Here is a 17,589-nt window from a genome sequence, read left to right as displayed (position 1 = left end):
TAGTGATGATGAAATTCGGATATTTTGACGATAAAAACAAAGAATACGTAGCAACCACACCGTGTACACCGATCAAATGGTGTAACTATGTGGGCACATTAGATTTCGGTGGCATTGTAGATAGCAACGGCGGCGTGTTGTTGTGTAAAGGCGATCCGGCACTCAACCGCATCACCAAGTACATTGCTCAACTGCCAAACTCAGATTTCAAAGGCTCGACCTTATACCTTAAGGTGCGTGATGAAGCAGGGAATGTAGAAGTGTTTTCTCCTTTTTACACACCAACTCTGAAGCCATTGGATAAGTTTGAAAACCATACGGGTTTGTCTTACACCACCATTATTGCGGAAGCATTCGGTGTGCGCTGTGAAGCGACCTTCTTTGTGCCAAAGTCTGACCAAGTACTGTTGCAAGACATCAAAGTCACCAACATTTCAGACAACGCGCTGCACGTTGATGTGGTACCCGTGTATGAGTTCACTCACTTTGATGCACTTAAGCAACTATTGAATGCGGATTGGGTTCCACAAACTATGACGCTTAAAGCGCATCAGCAAGAGTCGGGTCATACCGTGCTTGAGCAATACGCTTTCATGAAGCGTGATTACGCGGTTAACCTTATGACAGCGGATCGCCCTGCGACTTCTTTTGACGGTGATCGCCAGTCGTTTTTAGGCAATTTGGGATACGGTACATGGGCAGCGCCAGAAGCGCTAAACAATGATGAACTGGGTAATACTGAGTGCTTGCGTGGCGATAACATTGGCGCACTAAATCTGCGCTTGGGTTGGTTATCACCAGAGCAGACCGAACGTACGATTGTACAAATCGCACAGGAAGAGAGCCTAGAAGTAGCATTGCCTCTATTGGCTAAATACCGTGACCATCAAGTGGTCGATTCGGCTTTCGCTGAACTGGCTGAACACTGGGATGGTTACCTACAAGCGGTTCAGGTTGAAACGCCAGACCCAGCAATGAACTCAATGCTTAACGTACATAACCCACGTCAGTGCCACACAACCAAGAACTGGTCTCGTTACCTGTCTCTGTATCAGCTTGGCTATGGCGCTCGTGGTATCGGTTTCCGTGACTCTTCTCAAGATACTTTGGGTGTGATTACTCACATGCCAGAAGAGGCGCGTGAGTTCATTGAGCGTCTCTTGTCTGTTCAGAATACTAACGGTTCTGCGATGCATCAGTTCTTCCCATCAACGATGGAAGCGAACGCGGGTGACTCTCGTGAAGAGGAAGATCGCCCTGATTACTACGGCGATGATCACCTGTGGATCATCTACGCGGTAACTCAATATGTGAAAGAAACGGGTAATGCAGACTTCTTGAATAAAGAGATCCCGTTCTATCAAAAAAATAAAGCGGGCAACCCAGTTGAAACGGGAACGGTTTGGAACCACCTGTGCCGCGCGATTGAGTTTACTTACACCAATACCGGTGAGCACGGTCTACCGCTATTGGGTTTTGCTGACTGGAATGACACGGTGAACCTGCCAACAGGTGCTGAGTCGATGATGGTAGCTAACATGTACGGTAAGGCATTGCTCGATATGTTGGATTTGTGTGAGTTGCGCGGCGAAGCGAAATTGACGGCTAAGTTCAAAGACCAATATCAGCAAATGCAGAGTACGGTCAACGAGTGTGGTTGGGATGGTGAATGGTTCGTTCGTTACTTTGATGAACAAGGTTTGCCAATAGGCTCTCACAAGAACGAACAAGGGCAGATCTACACTAACGGTCAAAGCTGGCCTGTGATTTCTGGTTTCGCGACTCAAGAGCGTGCAACGCAAGCGCTAGATTCTGTTTATAGCAAGCTGAACACGGCCAATGGTATCAAGCTTTCAACTCCAGGTTACAACGGTTTTGATCCACAGCTAGGTGGCGTATCAACGTATCCACCCGGCGCTAAAGAGAATGGTGGTATCTTCTTGCATTCAAACCCTTGGGTAATGATCGCAGAAGCGAAAATGGGCAACGGCGAACGTGCGTATGAGTACTATCGTCAAATCAACCCAGCTTCTAAGAACGACGACATTGACACCTTTGAATCTGAGCCTTACTGCTATCCTCAAAACATCTTGGGTGACGAACATAAACAGTTCGGTCTAGGCCGTAATGCTTGGCTTTCTGGTACTTCATCTTGGACCTACGTTGCTGGTACGCAATGGATTCTGGGTGTCCGTCCTGAAGTAGATGGTTTGCTGGTGGACCCTTGTATTCCGTCTGAGTGGCCTGAATTCAAAGTGCGTCGTCAGTTCCGTGGCGCGACATACCATATTCATGTCTCTAACCCGAATAACGTGTGTAAGGGTGTGGTTGAAATGAAGGTAAATGGTGACCTGATTTCAGGTAACAAGGCGCCAGTGTTTACATCTGGTGAGCACACCATCGAGGTGATTTTAGGCTAACAAAGAGAAGGGCGCTTTATGCGCCCTTTATTGGTTTTTGGTTTCTCTTTAGTGTCGCTTTATTTTTGTTGCATCACTGTGGTTGATAGCTAGCTTGGCATTGCCAAGTAAAGGTTTGAGATTGATTCGGGCTAAGCGTCAATAGGCCAATCAGGTTATTGAAGGAATCAGCTGGGCAAGTCATTGGTTCTATTGCAATACTTTGCTCGCTAGTCGGCGTGTACAACTGAACGAATGGGTAGCTCGCATTTTGTTGGTAATGAATAGCGGCAGACGAATCTGAGAGTGTCAAAGTAAGTTGGTTGGTTGCAGCCGCTTCAAATTCAAAGCAGTGGTTCAGGCTTTGATTAGTTAGGGCGTTATTCAGAGATGAACGGTCAAAAGCACGCTTTTCACCATTTGGCAGGTCGTTCTCGTGTATGACCTCAGTACAAGGTGACATAGTGAGTTCACACTGTTCTAACTCAGTACCGAGCGAGAAATAAGGGTGCCAAGCATCACCGAACGGGAATGCAGAATCACCAAGGTTAGAAACAGTTGTTGAAGACGTGAGTCTACCCTTGATGTCGACAGTGAAGGTGACTTCAAGTTTGAAAGAAAACGGGAATCCTGGGTGCAAAGACGACGTTTGATATTGCAACGTCACACTGGCTGATTCTTCGTTGGTTACGCTGTTTGTGATTGAAAAAGGTTGGTTGTAAAGCAGGCCATGTACGGCGTGATCAGACCAAGGAAAGTTAGCCGGGAGTTGATGGTTTTGGTTATCGAAACTGTAACGTCCTAAGTTTAAACGGTTTGGAAAAGGGAATAATTTAGCACTACGGGAAAAGAACGGATATTGGTTGATCAGTTCATCATAATTCTGATAGCCACAAATAAAAGAGAATGGACTGTTATTTACGATATATTTATTAATAACAGCACCAAATCCGTTAATTATTTGAAGTTCTATTCCATGTTTGTGATTTATTAATGTGACAGAGTCAATATTTCCAAACTTTTCATTTATAATTTTAAACATGTTGATGTCTCCATTTTTTAAAAGATATTAACAAGAAAAATAAAATATTCAATGGTGGTTTTAACATGAAGAATAAAATTCCATATACAAGATATTCAGGAAATTCAGAACACCTGTGTAAAAAAGGGGATGCTGTAGAATTTATTCAACCTTGGTACACGCCGATTTCGACCACGCCAGAAAATACCGGAATGGCTGTGGGTGGTATTGGCAATACATTTACACTGACGCCTAACGGTAACACTCCAAATTTCAGTTTTATTCCTGGTATATTTGTTGATTGTTCAGAGCAAGATATTAATTTTAATGATTTTTATGCTTCTGTGATGAATGTGCCAACCATTGATACACTTCAAGTGTTGAACGAAAAAGAGTTGAGCGTTCATCTCAATTTTTATCCTGCTTTGTTCGATGGAAAGAAAATTGACAGTAAAGATATACCAAATGCGATTACCTTCATTCAAGCAGCATTAAAAAACGGTAATTTTTACCAAGAAAATAAAGATAATTTTATAAAGTGGAATGTTGAGCTATCGAATAAAACGAAGTTATTGATTGAATTAGATTCAACTTCTATTGTTTGTCAGATATATGTAGCGTTAGATTTCTTTAATGGTTTATTAATAAACTATACAGCTAAATCATTATCACTTACTGCAGGGGGTAATAATGAAACCGGTAGTGTTAATGGTAGAGATATAGAATATCAAGCTTTGTATCCATTGGCTGAATATAAATACAGTAGCTTCGATGATATTAATATAAAGCGTAAGGTCGTCTCTCCGATCGTTAAAGAGAACAAACGTCTTTGTTCTTTACCGATGCACTGGAATCACTTCGAATTAACCAATAATTCATCGCAAACACGCGTGATTACGCTTGCTCAGCCTCTACAAAACTTAATTGGCTCAACCTACCAAAAAGGTCGCGATGGCATTCAGGATTCTGCTTGTACCTTGTCTCAAAACCCAATTGCTCAGCAGCATCAAACGGTTAACTTAAAGGGTGAAAGTCACAGCTTTACAGGTGTTCAGTTGTCTAGCCAGTCACCTTATCAAAGTGATATTGAAGGTGAAGTGGTATTCGGTGTTCAAGCTGATAATCGCCTGACTGAATCTGGCAAGGTATCGGTGTCTGTGAAACCGACGTTTTATACATCTAAAACGACAAAACAAACCGAATTTGCACTGAAAACAGGCCGTACAAACACTGAGTTCCAAACAGGAATTTACACAGGGCGTGAAGCACTGAGCGCTTTGGTTGTGGTACAGGTTGAGCTAGAAGCGGGAGAGTCTGTTGACCTGCGTTTTGCGCAAGTAATGGCACACAGCAAAGTTATGCTTAATGGTTGGCATTCAGAAAAAGCTTATACGCAATTCTACCCGCAAGCTAAGCCAGCTTTGCTAATGTTAGAGGATGTATTGCCAGAGCTAGAAGCTATTGAGCAACAGATCGTGAAGCAACAAACGGCTTTCCTAGAGCAAGCTCAAAGCAAGATATCACAGCCTGATTCTGCACTGCGCTATGCCACGATGGCGATGAATTCATTGTCCTTCTTAGCGGAATCGACAGTATGGGATAAAGAGGACAAGTTCTTAGTGAAAGAGTGTGTCGACTACCCATTCTTTAACTCTCTGGACGTGTATTTCTACGGCTCATTCTCGCTGCTTTACTTATTGCCTGAGCTTGATGGTTGTGTGATGAAAGAGTTCTCGAAAGCTATTTTAGCCGAAGATTTCACTCAGCGCCGCTACTGGGAATACGAAGCGACACCGAATGCTGAATTGATTGATGAAAAGTACCAAGGCGTACGTGCCATTCGAGGCGCAGTAATCCACGACTTGGGCAGCCCATTCGATATCCAGCCTGACGCCTACAGCTGGCATAATGTGAAAGAGTGGAAGGACTTAGCGCCGAAATACATTCTGATGGTGTATCGTCATTATCAAAATACTCAAGATCTGTCTGTGGTTAAAGAGTGCTGGCAAGCCGTGACTGAAAGCATCGAATTCTTATCGAATCTTGTTGCTGAAGGTGATGACTTACCGCTTACTCGTGGCACAGACGACACCTTTGACAACTTAGCATCTCACGGTATTTCTATTTACTGCGCGAGCCTTTGGGTAGCAGGACTTCAAGCTGCGAATGAGCTTGCTCTATTGATGAATGAGAATGAATTGGCTGCTGACTACTTAGCTCGTTCTAAGAAGGCCTTGGCCACTGTCGAGCAAAGCTTATGGGATGATAAAGAAGGTTACTACCATTTCTTCGTCACTCCGGTTCAAGCTAAGCATTTAACGGGACAAGGCTACCAAGTATTGGAAACCTTGGGGCTTGCGCTGACTGGCGATGCGATTGCCGATAAGAACATTCTGAATGATTATCTTAACCAAACAGATACTTCAATTGATGTTAGTAAGGTATGTCAAAGAGTCTCTAAGAAACGCTTACTGAGCGAAACAGCTCCTCAAGCCTTTACACAAGAGTATTTAAATTTAGTGCCAGATTCTGACAACAGTTTTGGTGATGCACTATTAGCCGACAGCTACTTAAAGCTCATCGGTTTAGAGGGCATTTTCCCAGAAGACAGAATACAACGAGCACTAGACTATGTTTATAAGCACAACTTTGAGATCAACAGCCCTAAGCTGGGTGTAGCAAATATGACGCTGGCCGATGGTTCCCCACATGAAGCTTTTCAGGCGCAAGATGTGTGGATTGGCGTTCAGTTTAGCGTAGCGACTGCGTTGAATTTGGCGGGTAAATCGCAGCAAGCGGAAACCTTGATGGATACCGTGTATACCGCGCTTTATGACTATTCAAAGATTCCTTTTGCTGCACCAGAAGGGTTCAATTGTTCAGTCTCTATTGATGAGAAAGATCTGACAGAATCATTTGAATTGTCACAAAATGATGCGAATAGTTGGCTTGTGGCACTTAAATTTCAAAACTGTGTCCTATCTGACGGTCGAGTTAATCCGAGCCTGACTAAAGACACTGATAAGTTTGTTAGTATGCTGCAAGGAGAAATCTCGGTTGAACATGCTATCGTTCTTCATAAATGGTTATTGAGCACGGGGTTGAAATACACCGCAGGTCGCTACTTTAGACCGGGGATGATATTCGCCTACTTGTATTAACTTCACGACACGACTTTCAACCAAAGCAGTGGTATGCAGGTTGAAACGGGTGGGGAGCTATAGGCTTCCCATGTGTCACCTGATTAGGGTATCGAGATGCGTACAAAAACAAAAAAAACCACCGTATACGATGTAGCGAGACTGGCAGGGGTATCTCCCAGTACGGTTTCTCGTTTTCTTAATCGAACGACTTATGTGTCGGATGATAAGAGTCAGAACATAGAACAAGCGATCAAAGACACGGGTTATAAACCTAACTTTCAAATGCAAGAGAACATCAACCGTCGCTCACTGACGATTGGTGTATTAGTTCAACACCCTGATAGCCCCTACACCAGTCGCATTCTCAATGACATGGAGAAAACTCTGATTGCTCAAGGTTACTCTTTGGTGATTGCGACAGGACATTGGCAGAAAAAACTGGAATTACATGCGCTGGAGTATCTGGCGAAAAGTAATGTTGATGGCATGATCATCGTGACCGGCAGTGTGACTAAAGAAGATATTGCTAAATACGCTCAAGACATCCCGGTCGTGGCGGTGGGGTATGACATTGTTGATGATAATATTCGTACGATTAACATTGATAATGTGCTGGGAGGTTATATGGCCACTTTGCATCTTCTCCAGCAAGGGCATGTAAATATCGCTCATATCAAAGGGCTTTCTAGTCAGCCTGATTCTGGAAATCGCTTTGAAGGCTATAAAAAAGCACTTCAAGAGGCTGGCATAAAAGTGATGCCCAAATTGGTTAAGCAGGGTGATTTTAGTAGTGAGTCTGGGTATGAGAAAACCGTCGAACTGATCGAGTCTAAGATTCATTTTTCAGCTCTGTTTGCAGCAAATGATCAAACGGCTTATGGCGCGATTAAGGCGCTGCATGATCATGGTTATAAAGTGCCAGAAGATGTATCAGTGATTGGGTTTGATGACTTACCAACCTCCAAGTATTTCACACCAGCGCTAACCACCTTGAGACAGCCGATTGAAGAGATTGGAGAGGTGTGTGCTCAGTCGATTTTGAATCTATTATCTGGTGAGAGGCATGAGGCTCGATTGCCACCGATTGATTTGATTGTGAGAGAGTCGACCAAGTCTTTGTATCGTTAGTATGCCATGAAGTGATTTGATGCCAGGGAATGACACTTCGAGATGAATTATTTCCCTTCAGAAACGAAAAATGTCGCATCCATGCGACATTTTTCTTTTGGCGGCCAAACCAGTTTTGCTATATCCATTCTAGATTGCAATCCATTAGATGCTTTTTCAGAATGTAGTTATAAGACGCTGTTAATGTTGATTAGTTCCCTTTACGCTGCATTTTTTTTAGATTTATTTTCTAAATCGAATGACGCAGCGATGAGTTTTTTGGTGTAGTTATTTTTCGGGTTGTTGAAAATATCTTCCGCAGAGCCTTCTTCCATCACTTCCCCTTTCTGCATCACCAAAACACGATCCGACAGTGCTTTCACTATCGAGAGATCATGGCTGATGAAAAGGAAGCCGATGTTGTGCTTTGCTTGAATGTCTTTCAACAGGTCGATTACTGTGAGTTGTACCGAGCGATCGAGTGCTGAAGTCGGCTCATCAAGTAAAATGAAAGAGGGTTCAAGAATAAGTGCACGAGCAATCGCGATACGTTGTCTTTGTCCGCCAGAGAACTCATGCGGATAACGGTTAATTGAATTGGGTTCTAGACGCACTTCAATCAGCGCTTTGCGTGCTCGTTCCAATCGTTCTTTCTTAGAGAGTTGAGGTTGATGCACCGTTAAGCCTTCGGTGATAATTTCTCCAACTGTCATGCGTGGTGACAAAGAACCATAAGGGTCTTGGAACACCATCTGTACATCTTTCTTGAGCTTATGACGTTCTCTGTCGGTTAATAAACTGACATCTTGGCCTTTATAAACAATGCGTCCGGTACTTGGTAGTAAACCGATTAACGCTCGTCCCAGTGTTGACTTGCCTGAGCCAGATTCACCCACAATGCCTAACGTTTCACCTTGTTTAAGGGTCAATGAGATGCCTTTTACAGCTTCGAAGTACTGACTCTTACTTTTGATAAAGTGCGATTTAACCAAGAATTGGACCCGTATGTCTTCAGCGTTTAACAATTCTTGGGCTGATTCATGGACAGGAATCTTAGCGCCTTTCGGAATCGAGTTAATCAGCATACGTGTGTAATCGTGTTTAGGGTTTTCGAACAAGGCTTGAGTGATCCCTTCTTCGACGAGTTCACCTTTACACATCACGAGTACGCGATCAGCAAAGTGTTTCACTACACCAAGGTCATGGGTGATGAACAAAATCGCCATGCCCATCTTGCTTTGAATCTCTTTGATTAAAGAGAGCACTTCCGCCTGAACTGTTACATCTAATGCTGTGGTTGGTTCATCAGCAATCAGAATGTCAGGTTCATTAATCAGTGCCATCGCGATCATGATGCGCTGTAACTGACCGCCCGAAAATTCATGCGGGTATTTGCTGTAAGCCTGCTCTGGCATAGGTAAGTGAACAAGCTCAAACAGCTCGAGCACTCGTTGTTTTGCCTCTGATTTTGATACCTTACGATGACACATAATGGCTTCAGCCACTTGCGTTCCCACTCGCAGGTATGGATTCAGTGATGTCATTGGCTCTTGGAATATCATGCCAATTCTGTCGCCGCGAATTGACTGCATTTCACGCTCGGTCTTTTCAAGTATCGACTGGCCCTCAAATTCTATTGCAGATTGAGCGTCAATAATCGCGTTATCAGGAAGCAAGCGCATAAGCGCGTTGGAAGACACAGATTTACCAGAACCTGATTCACCTACAATGGCCAAGGTTTCACTGGAATTAAGAGTAAAGTTAACCTTTTTAACCGCATCAATGATTCCATCATTGGTTGTGAAACTAACGGAAAGGTTATTAACTTTGAGAATGGCCCGGTCCGACATGATATATCCTTATCAATTTAAGACATTAGGTGAAGATTGAACTTCTGACGTTGTTTTAAGTTGCCCAAAATGATGATGAGCACGTTGAATTTGTTCTAGTTCCAGCATCCAATGCGAACTGCGCTGAGCACTACAAAAAGCGATCAGGTGATTGAGTAAATCTTCACTCTGTTTTTCTAATAATCCAAAGGTACGTTGAATCAGCTCAGTGCTTTCAAGCGAGATAAATTGCATCAGTGCGTACGACTGATTCAATGTATCGAAGGCTTGCTGCTGTTGACCTAGACGATTGAGAATCTCTGATTGAGCAACACTTGCGTCTCTAAGCCCTGCAAGTAAACAAGCAAACTGGCAAGGTTTAATGTCGCTTTGATACGCAGCATCTTGGATGTGATGAGGAAGAGAAATAAGAACATCATTGTATAGGCGCTGCGCTTCAGGCCAGTGACCTTGTTCCATTAATTGTTCAGCTTTTAGGTAGTGCATCCAGCATCGTTCAATTTCCATATCCACATCCTCAATTTATAGTATTTTAAAATGTTAATGATATTTATTATCAATTGCAAATTAAAATCATTTGCATGTTAAGTTGATGAATAAAATAACCCCTGGTTCGTAAAAATGACTCAAATTGTGTGTTATTTGTTCGGTTGAACAGCGATGCAGCGTAAGTCACTAAATTTAGAGGAAATTACATCTACACTGATTTTATCTACACCCAAGTAATGAAGGACTAAGGAGGCGGCGATGGCGATGCAAAGACTCAATACAGAACAGCTGTATCAGGTAGCAGATCTAGACAAACTACCATGTAAGTCGACCAAAGAACTGGCTCCAATTGACGAGATCGTCGGGCAAGAACGCGCTCAAAAGGCCGTTGAGTTCGCGATGTCAATCAAGGAAAAGGGTTACAACATTTATGCGATAGGGCGAAATGGTCTTGGTAAACGTACCATGATCTTGCGCTATCTAAACCGACATCCTCAAGAAGTGCAGGAGCTTTTTGATTGGTGTTATATCGCTAACTTTGAAGATATTCGTACACCGAAGGTACTTAAGTTACCGAGTGGCGTGGGCAGCAGCTTAAAGCAAGATATTGAGAAGTTGATGCGTAAACTGCTCAAAGCAATGCCTCTTGCATTCGATAATGAGATGTACTTTAGCCGCGCCGATAGGCTCAAAAATCAATTGGCTGCTAAACAACAAGCGGCATTAGAAGCCATTAGCCAAGAGGCAAAAGACAAAGGGATCAACCTGACGATTACAACACAGGGTGATTATCAGTTTGTCGCAATGAATGGTGATGAGCTTCATACTGAGGAGAGCTTCGATCTACTTTCACCGGAAGAACAAGACGAATTTGATAAAACCATCGATATTTTAGAGGTTGGGTTAAGAACCATTTCTCGTGAATTGACGGAGCTTGAAGAGACGTATACAGAGAAAATCCAAAAGCTCAATGATGATACCGCAAGAGATGTGATCACTCACTTCATCAAGCAGTTGAAGAAGGATTACAGTCAATATCCTGATATCAAAAAATACCTCACAGCACTGCGTAAAGACATCGTCGACAACGCTGACATTTTCTTAGAAGAGAGCACGGAGCAAGCTGAGGTTGCGACGGCTTCGTTGGATAAGAAAATGCCGCGTCGCTACAAGGTTAACGTCATTGTTAGCCAGAAAGAGCAATCTCTACCGATTGTTGTTGAAGAAAATCCTAACTATCACTCTCTGTTTGGTTATGTAGAAACGGCGACGTTTAAGGGTACTGTATTTACTGACTTTTCATTGATTCGCGCAGGTAGCTTACACCGAGCGAATGGCGGCGTACTGCTAATGGATGCGGTGAAGGTACTTGAGCAGCCGTACGTTTGGGAAGGTTTGAAGCGAGCGCTACGCTCACGTCAATTGAGCTTCACTTCGTTAGAAAAAGAGGTGACGTTAACGGGAGCGGTATCGCTAGATCCTGAACCTATCCCGCTGGACGTTAAGATCATCCTGTTTGGTGATTATCGTACTTACCAACTGCTGCAGCACTACGATGCGGAGTTCGGTGAATTGTTCCGTGTGACGGCTGATTTTGAAGATGAGATGAAGCGTACTGCGGATTCTGAAATGCATTACGCGCGCTTTATTTCGAGCATCGTGCACGACAACAACATGCTTCATTGTGACCGCAAAGCAATTGCTCGCATCATTGAGCACAGCTCCCGCCAGGCTGGCGATCAAGGTAAGTTATCGTTGCATTCGGCGCATATTGCGAACCTACTTCGAGAGTCGAACTACGTTGCTAGAGGTGCGAAATCGAACCTGATTCGGGCTTCACACGTTGACCAAGCATTGTCTAACCAGCAGATGCGTGTTGGCCGATTGCAAGACAGCGTAATGGAAACTTTCACTAACGGTACAACACTTATTCATGTTGATGGTCAAGCAGTTGGGCAAGTGAATGCACTTTCTGTACTGAGCACAACCGATCATATGTTTGGCGCCCCTAACCGAATCACGGCAACGACGGCCTATGGTGACGGTGAGGTGATTGATATTGAAAGAAATGTAGATCTCGGCGGCAGCATTCACTCGAAAGGCGTGATGATCTTGTCGGCCTACCTTTCTTCTGTATTTGGTAAGACAGCGAAAGTCCCACTCACCACTAATATCACCTTCGAGCAATCATATGGTGGTGTCGATGGTGACAGTGCGAGTATGGCTGAGTTCTGTGCGGTGGTTTCAGCGTTTTCTAAGCAGCCAAACCGTCAAGATATCGCAATTACGGGCTCTATGAACCAGTTTGGTGAGTCTCAGCCAATTGGTGGTGTGAACGAGAAGATAGAAGGCTTCTTTGATGTGTGTGAAATCAAAGGGCGCTCAAACGAACAAGGGGTGATCATCCCACGCTCGAATGTTCATAACCTGATGCTGCGTAGCGACATCGTAAAAGCAGTTGAAAAGGGCGAGTTTAATATCTGGGCGATTGATCATGTAACAGAAGCGATTGAGTTGTTTACAGGCAAAGCCGCAGGTGAGGCAAGTGATGAGGGGAGTTATCCAATTGATACTATCTTTGGTATCGCTCAAGCTAAACTGAACGCATTGCGTAAATAGCTGAATACTTAGTTAGTTTATGACTAGATAAACAGACAAACAAAAAAATAACAGCCAAAACGCAAAAGCCATCGACTCTAGGGTCGATGGCTTTTTGTTTGGTGCGAATTAGAACGCTAGTGATCGGATTTATTCGGCCTGCTGTCTTAAATAACGATATGGTCTTGGTATCAAACTAGGTTACGCGTTTCGTAAGCAGAGCTTGGTGCCATCGAACTTCAATTTTGCCAACAAGTGTTTAGCGTTAGCTCGACCAATATCATCAAATTCCACACCGTATCGAGCGTAGTGCGTCGATTTTTGCAGATTACAGATGACACCCCTCAATGGTGGAATCAGTGGGCCATTGTAGTTTTCAGGTGTAATCTCGATAGACACTCGGTCGGCAATTTGAATCGCACGAGAGGTTGGTGAGGTAACAAAGCGACAACCACTTTTTGATAAGTCTCTTATCTCACAATTTGCTCGTTGGTCGTTGAAAATAATTCTTGAAGCTAAGTTCACTTCGTAGCGTGTTTCTTTACGCAGTTGAGTCACTTGCATCGTACTTGGCGTTGAGAGTACAAGAATAGGGAAGGGTTCACCAACCTTATGGTGGATTTGGCTTCTAAAGTGGATAAGCGCGCCTTCACCTCGCAAAGAGTAAGCACGAGCCGTCATCCAAAAACCTTCTTGAAAGAAAAAATTCAGGTCTTCGTTGGATACCTCGGGAACCTCAACCACAATACAGTTATCACTGTGCGTTCCGATAAATTTGGTGGTGGCGAGAAACTTAGTGCCAACCGGAGTCGAGACATTTAATGTCAGTTCACTGCCGTGCTCAATCATGGCCAGTGCATCGGTGCTGTTTATCGTAGAAACGGTGCGGTTACGAGGGTCTTGAAGTGCCTGATTATGCTCCAAAGGCTTCTTCAGTGGTGCGTTCATTATATGTTCTCCATGCGCCAACATGCGTCTGTTAGATATTGATGACTTGCTAACAAGGGGTAATTACGTGCTAGATTTAGTAGGTGTACTTACATCTATTTATAGAGTGTCTTTTCTTTGGATGAATTTTATATTAACCCAGAGAATTGAAATTATTTACTTTGTTTGTAAGTACTTAGTTTTATTTATATGCACTTGCGTTAGTCTATTACATGGAACTCATACTTCAAACTTTAATTGTTTGTCGTATCAATTATTTGTAGGAGTTGAGAATGAAGGCAATAAAATGGGTTCAAGATGAGAACCAGATCACAGTTGAACTCGAACCAAACCAATTTGCAGTCGTTAAGTACCACAAACAAGGGGATGTGCTTCATATCACCTCGACTCGTATCCCTGATGAACTGCAAGGCAAGGGCTTTGGTAAGGTGATGATGGAATCTATTTTACCTGAAATAGAACAGGCAGGTTTTAAGATCGTTCCAGTGTGCAGTTATGTTGTTCACTACATGCATAGGCAGAAACAATGGTCGCATCTTTTAGCGTCTGAGGCATAAATGGTACTTATGTCTCAATCAATTGTGCCAAAACCAAAGTCATCAAAACAACTTAGCCAAACTGAAGCCGATTCGAACCAATCGGTTCCCGTACTTTATCAGAAAATTGCCAACTCGCTCGGATGCAATGAAGTCGTTGATATACAAGTTATTCAACGCTTGTGGGGCGGTTACGGCGAGTTAGTTCGCTTGGTCTTTGTTAAAAATAACAGTGCTTCGATGAACAGCGTCATCGTTAAGCATGTCGTATTGCCAGATAAAGCCGAACACCCCAAGGGGTGGAACACCAAATTATCTCATCAGCGAAAGGTGCACTCTTACCAAGTTGAGACGAAATGGTATCAATCGTTCACCCAACAGTGGGACGAACGTTGCCCTATACCTACAGGGTTGCACTGTGAACTAGAAGAGAATGAGTGGCTAATTGTGATGCAAGACTTAGCGGATATAGGCTTTCCGTTAACTTCTCAGTTTGATGTGTTTGCTGCTTTTGATGTTGTGGAGACCGAAGATACTCAGTCTGAACGAGCTTCTGGTTATACACTAGAAGAACATAAACAACGCGATGCTTGCCTAAAATGGCTCGCTAACTTTCACGCAAAGCACATCAATGTAGATCAAGAACAATCAGCCTCATTGTGGCAAGTCGGCACATATTGGCATTTAGACACACGTCCTGATGAGTTAAACACTTTGACTGATTTACCCTTGAAGAACCAAGCCAAGCACATCGACCATTTACTCAAAAAGTGTCCGTATCCAACCTTGGTACATGGCGACGCCAAGCTTGCCAATTTCGGTTTTGATTCAGAAACCCAAAACGCAGCTGCCGTCGATTTCCAATATGTGGGTCACGGTTGTGCGATGAAAGATGTCGCTTTGTTCATGAGTAGTGCGGTGAGGCCGCAAGACTGCGCTGAACTTGAGTCACAGGTACTGGATATTTACTTCCGACACTTGAAAGAGGCATTGGCGTACTATCAGCCACAGCTTTCGTTCTATGAAGTCGAATCCGCTTGGCGACCAATGTTCTATGTCGCATGGGCCGACTTCCAACGTTTCGTAAAAGGCTGGAGCCCAGAGCATTGGAAGATTAACCCGTATACTGAGCAGTTGACCTTACGAGTGCTTACTCAATTAGACGAACAGGAGTCCGTCAATGTTCGATAGAACTGCGAGCTGGAAAACGCCGCAAAACTTTTTATTACTGATTTCGATTGTTGTTCCTATCGCGTTTTCGAGCTGGATGGCACTGCTTAATAACTTCGTGATTGAAAAAGCGAACTTTGATGGTGCGGATATTGGTTTACTGCAAAGTGTTCGTGAAATACCTGGTTTCTTAGCGTTTACCGTAGTGTTTGTGCTGGCCTTCATACGTGAACAACGCTTTATGTTGATATCGCTAGCGATGCTCACTGTAGGCACCGCGATTACGGGGCTGTTCCCTTCACTCACTGGTCTGTTGCTGACTACGATTTTGATGTCGACGGGCTTCCACTATTTTGAAACGCTGAAGCAGTCTTTGTCACTACAATGGTTGAGTAAAGAAGAAGCACCAGAGATGTTAGGTAAGATGATCTCCGTTGGCGCGTTGGCATCTTTAATCACTTATGGCTCTATTTGGGTGATGTTAGAGCAACTCAAACTCGACTTTGCTTGGGTGTATGGCATCACTGGCGGAATTGGTTTTGTTTTAGTTTTGGTGATGACCTTTGGTTTCCCTGAATTTCAGACTAAGACCCAACAAAATAAGAAACTGGTATTGAGAAAGCGTTACTGGCTCTACTACGCACTAACGTTTATGAGTGGTGCAAGAAGACAAATCTTCACCGTATTTGCAGGCTTTCTGATGGTAGAGAAATTCGGTTACTCGGCAGCTGACATAACGCTATTGTTCTTAATCAACTACCTATTTAACTTCTTGTTCGCAAAACGTATTGGTCGATTTATTGGTGTGGTGGGTGAGCGTAAGGCGCTGATTTTCGAGTATGTCGGTTTGATTGGTGTATTTGTCGGTTATGGCTTAGTGCAAAACGCAGAGTGGGCGGCAGCACTTTACGTGGTCGATCATTTGTTCTTTGCGTTGGCACTAGCGATCAAAACTTACTTTCAGAAAATTGCAGATCCGGCTGACATGGCATCAACCGCTGGTGTCTCTTTCACCATCAATCATATTGCAGCGGTCGTTATTCCAGTGGTGTTTGGTGTGATTTGGTTGTCTTCTCCTGCAACGGTTTTCTATATTGGTGCAGTGATGGCCGTGGTTTCTCTAGCGCTATCTTTAAACATTCCGAAGAAACCTGAAGAGGGCAACGAAGTGCGAATGTTTAGCTGGCGCTAATGTTGGTCTCGATATTATGAAATAAGCAAAAAGCTCCAATAGTGATATTGGAGCTTTTTGTTTATGTGGGATATGTATATCTAATCCGCAAAATAGGTTTCACGCGGATCAGTTTCTTACGGTTTTTAATTCGGTACGCAGCTTGAAAATTCCCTTTGGTGCCTTGGTGAGTAAAATGCCGCAAAGCAGGGGGATCATCATAAACAATGATCGTTCAGACAGAACTTCACCGTTGACGTAACAAGATATTAGCAGCGCTACTACCGGGAAAATCAAAAAGCAGATAGACGCTTGGAAAGGGGTCGAAACCTGTCCTAATTTGAAGTAAGCCACAATGCCGCCAACACTCGCGAAAAAGCCTAGGTAAACCACGGCTGAGATTGAATCCCCAGTGAAGGATTCAACATTCACGTTTTCACCTACAGCTGAAACAGCGAATAAGAATAAAGCAGCAATCAGGCTCGGTACGGCGTTGTAGGTCAGTACTTCAATACCTTTGCAGTGCTTTTGAACCAGCACATACATAACTGCGTGAATCGCAACAGCAAGGCCTAAGCAAACCGTGCCAATTAGGTAGTCATCGCCACCCATCTGCATTTCGTTGCCAAGGATTAAACATAGGCTCACAACAGCAGTAATCAAACCGAATATCTGGTGCTTCGCCAGTCGTAGACTTAAGAATAAGCCAGACATCAGCATCACAACCACAGGCATGTTGGCGAAGATGATCGACGCTAAACCTGAAGAGATGTATTGCTCGCCATAGATCATCAACGTAAACGGAATCGCGAAATACATCAGCGCAACAATAAGCAGCCATTGGCGCTTACCTTTAGGGAACAGCAGTGGTTGGTTGAAGACTTTCGCTAATACCGCAAGCAGAGGTGCTGCAAGTAAAAAGCGTAACGCAGTAGCAAAAATAGGTGGGATAGAATGCAATGCTACTTCCATAGCGAACCAAGTGGTTCCCCAAATTAAGCAAACAGAGACAAAAAGCAAGATAGTTAGAGACTTCGAATTCATGGTGACTACTCATTAATAATTATTTTAAATCATAAGCTTGTGGCGCCTTAATGACGTGGCACAGTATAAGTAGGTCGTCGGAGAAAGTTTTTGTCTTTTTATCTCTAATTGAA

Annotated in this window: 12 protein-coding genes; 7 read left to right on the top strand and 5 right to left on the bottom strand. The window is 43.6% G+C overall.

Annotated elements, in window-relative coordinates; translation table 11 throughout:
• The first annotated feature begins 5 nt into the window (after positions 1 to 5).
• Complete coding sequence (locus tag SJY39_RS14540; RefSeq protein WP_016793167.1) at positions 6 to 2,420, top strand: GH36-type glycosyl hydrolase domain-containing protein; 2,415 nt, start codon at positions 6 to 8, stop codon at positions 2,418 to 2,420.
• Between the two features lie 73 nt (positions 2,421 to 2,493).
• Here the strand turns inward: SJY39_RS14540 and SJY39_RS14535 are convergent, their stop codons facing one another.
• Complete coding sequence (locus SJY39_RS14535; RefSeq protein WP_016785498.1) at positions 2,494 to 3,441, bottom strand: aldose 1-epimerase; 948 nt, start codon at positions 3,439 to 3,441, stop codon at positions 2,494 to 2,496.
• Between the two features lie 65 nt (positions 3,442 to 3,506).
• Between SJY39_RS14535 and SJY39_RS14530 the strand changes: the two genes are divergently transcribed.
• The gene (locus SJY39_RS14530) at positions 3,507 to 6,581 is read left to right on the top strand and encodes a GH116 family glycosyl hydrolase (RefSeq protein ID WP_010432654.1); all 3,075 of its coding nucleotides are present in this window, start codon (positions 3,507 to 3,509) and stop codon (positions 6,579 to 6,581) included.
• 96 nt (positions 6,582 to 6,677) lie between these two features.
• Entirely contained in the window at positions 6,678 to 7,691 is a 1,014-nt protein-coding gene (locus SJY39_RS14525; protein WP_010432657.1) for a LacI family DNA-binding transcriptional regulator, read from the top strand.
• 200 nt (positions 7,692 to 7,891) lie between these two features.
• Here SJY39_RS14525 and SJY39_RS14520 read toward each other — a convergent pair whose 3' ends face one another.
• Both SJY39_RS14520 and SJY39_RS14515 read right to left on the bottom strand, forming a co-directional pair.
• Positions 7,892 to 9,520 (bottom strand): ABC transporter ATP-binding protein, encoded by a 1,629-nt coding sequence (locus SJY39_RS14520; protein WP_016785499.1) that lies wholly within the window; start codon positions 9,518 to 9,520, stop codon positions 7,892 to 7,894.
• A 12-nt stretch (positions 9,521 to 9,532) separates the two neighbouring features.
• A complete protein-coding gene (locus SJY39_RS14515; RefSeq protein WP_010432662.1) occupies positions 9,533 to 10,027 on the bottom strand; it encodes a hypothetical protein in 495 nt (164 codons plus the stop codon).
• A gap of 240 nt (positions 10,028 to 10,267) precedes the next feature.
• On the opposite strand from SJY39_RS14515, the gene SJY39_RS14510 reads away from it, so the two are divergent.
• Complete coding sequence (locus SJY39_RS14510; RefSeq protein ID WP_010432664.1) at positions 10,268 to 12,628, top strand: Lon protease family protein; 2,361 nt, start codon at positions 10,268 to 10,270, stop codon at positions 12,626 to 12,628.
• A gap of 180 nt (positions 12,629 to 12,808) precedes the next feature.
• Here SJY39_RS14510 and SJY39_RS14505 read toward each other — a convergent pair whose 3' ends face one another.
• Complete coding sequence (locus SJY39_RS14505; RefSeq protein WP_010432668.1) at positions 12,809 to 13,555, bottom strand: flagellar brake protein; 747 nt, start codon at positions 13,553 to 13,555, stop codon at positions 12,809 to 12,811.
• A 272-nt stretch (positions 13,556 to 13,827) separates the two neighbouring features.
• On the opposite strand from SJY39_RS14505, the gene SJY39_RS14500 reads away from it, so the two are divergent.
• From SJY39_RS14500 to SJY39_RS14490, 3 genes are read left to right on the top strand one after another with little or no spacing between them, the layout of a single operon-like run.
• Entirely contained in the window at positions 13,828 to 14,112 is a 285-nt protein-coding gene (locus SJY39_RS14500; RefSeq protein ID WP_016766944.1) for a GNAT family N-acetyltransferase, read from the top strand.
• Positions 14,113 to 15,282 (top strand): phosphotransferase, encoded by a 1,170-nt coding sequence (locus SJY39_RS14495; protein WP_016793168.1) that lies wholly within the window; start codon positions 14,113 to 14,115, stop codon positions 15,280 to 15,282.
• Positions 15,272 to 16,453, top strand: coding sequence for an MFS transporter (locus SJY39_RS14490; RefSeq protein ID WP_010432674.1), 1,182 nt, complete (start codon positions 15,272 to 15,274; stop codon positions 16,451 to 16,453). The genes SJY39_RS14495 and SJY39_RS14490 overlap by 11 nt, the downstream gene beginning before the upstream one ends.
• A 108-nt stretch (positions 16,454 to 16,561) precedes the next feature.
• Here the strand turns inward: SJY39_RS14490 and SJY39_RS14485 are convergent, their stop codons facing one another.
• A complete protein-coding gene (locus SJY39_RS14485) occupies positions 16,562 to 17,476 on the bottom strand; it encodes a DMT family transporter (protein ID WP_372275193.1) in 915 nt (304 codons plus the stop codon).
• Positions 17,477 to 17,589: the final 113 nt, after the last annotated feature.

Origin of the sequence: Vibrio sp. R78045, assembly GCF_042466085.1 — a bacterium.
Classification (GTDB): Bacteria; Pseudomonadota; Gammaproteobacteria; order Enterobacterales; family Vibrionaceae; genus Vibrio; species Vibrio cyclitrophicus.
The sequence above is the reverse complement of the archived record's forward strand: the minus strand, read 5'-3'. Positions and strand labels throughout refer to the sequence as shown.

Bases quoted from the DNA above. Each gene is read 5' to 3' on its own strand.
- SJY39_RS14510 (WP_010432664.1), top strand. From the start codon at position 10,268: ATGGCGATGCAAAGACTCAATACAGAACAGCTGTATCAGGTAGCAGAT.
- SJY39_RS14520 (WP_016785499.1), bottom strand. From the start codon at position 9,520: ATGTCGGACCGGGCCATTCTCAAAGTTAATAACCTTTCCGTTAGTTTC.
- SJY39_RS14485 (WP_372275193.1), bottom strand. From the start codon at position 17,476: ATGAATTCGAAGTCTCTAACTATCTTGCTTTTTGTCTCTGTTTGCTTA.
- SJY39_RS14515 (WP_010432662.1), bottom strand. From the start codon at position 10,027: ATGGAAATTGAACGATGCTGGATGCACTACCTAAAAGCTGAACAATTA.
- SJY39_RS14535 (WP_016785498.1), bottom strand. From the start codon at position 3,441: ATGTTTAAAATTATAAATGAAAAGTTTGGAAATATTGACTCTGTCACA.
- SJY39_RS14540 (WP_016793167.1), top strand. From the start codon at position 6: ATGATGAAATTCGGATATTTTGACGATAAAAACAAAGAATACGTAGCA.
- SJY39_RS14500 (WP_016766944.1), top strand. From the start codon at position 13,828: ATGAAGGCAATAAAATGGGTTCAAGATGAGAACCAGATCACAGTTGAA.
- SJY39_RS14530 (WP_010432654.1), top strand. From the start codon at position 3,507: ATGAAGAATAAAATTCCATATACAAGATATTCAGGAAATTCAGAACAC.
- SJY39_RS14525 (WP_010432657.1), top strand. From the start codon at position 6,678: ATGCGTACAAAAACAAAAAAAACCACCGTATACGATGTAGCGAGACTG.
- SJY39_RS14495 (WP_016793168.1), top strand. From the start codon at position 14,113: ATGGTACTTATGTCTCAATCAATTGTGCCAAAACCAAAGTCATCAAAA.
- SJY39_RS14505 (WP_010432668.1), bottom strand. From the start codon at position 13,555: ATGAACGCACCACTGAAGAAGCCTTTGGAGCATAATCAGGCACTTCAA.
- SJY39_RS14490 (WP_010432674.1), top strand. From the start codon at position 15,272: ATGTTCGATAGAACTGCGAGCTGGAAAACGCCGCAAAACTTTTTATTA.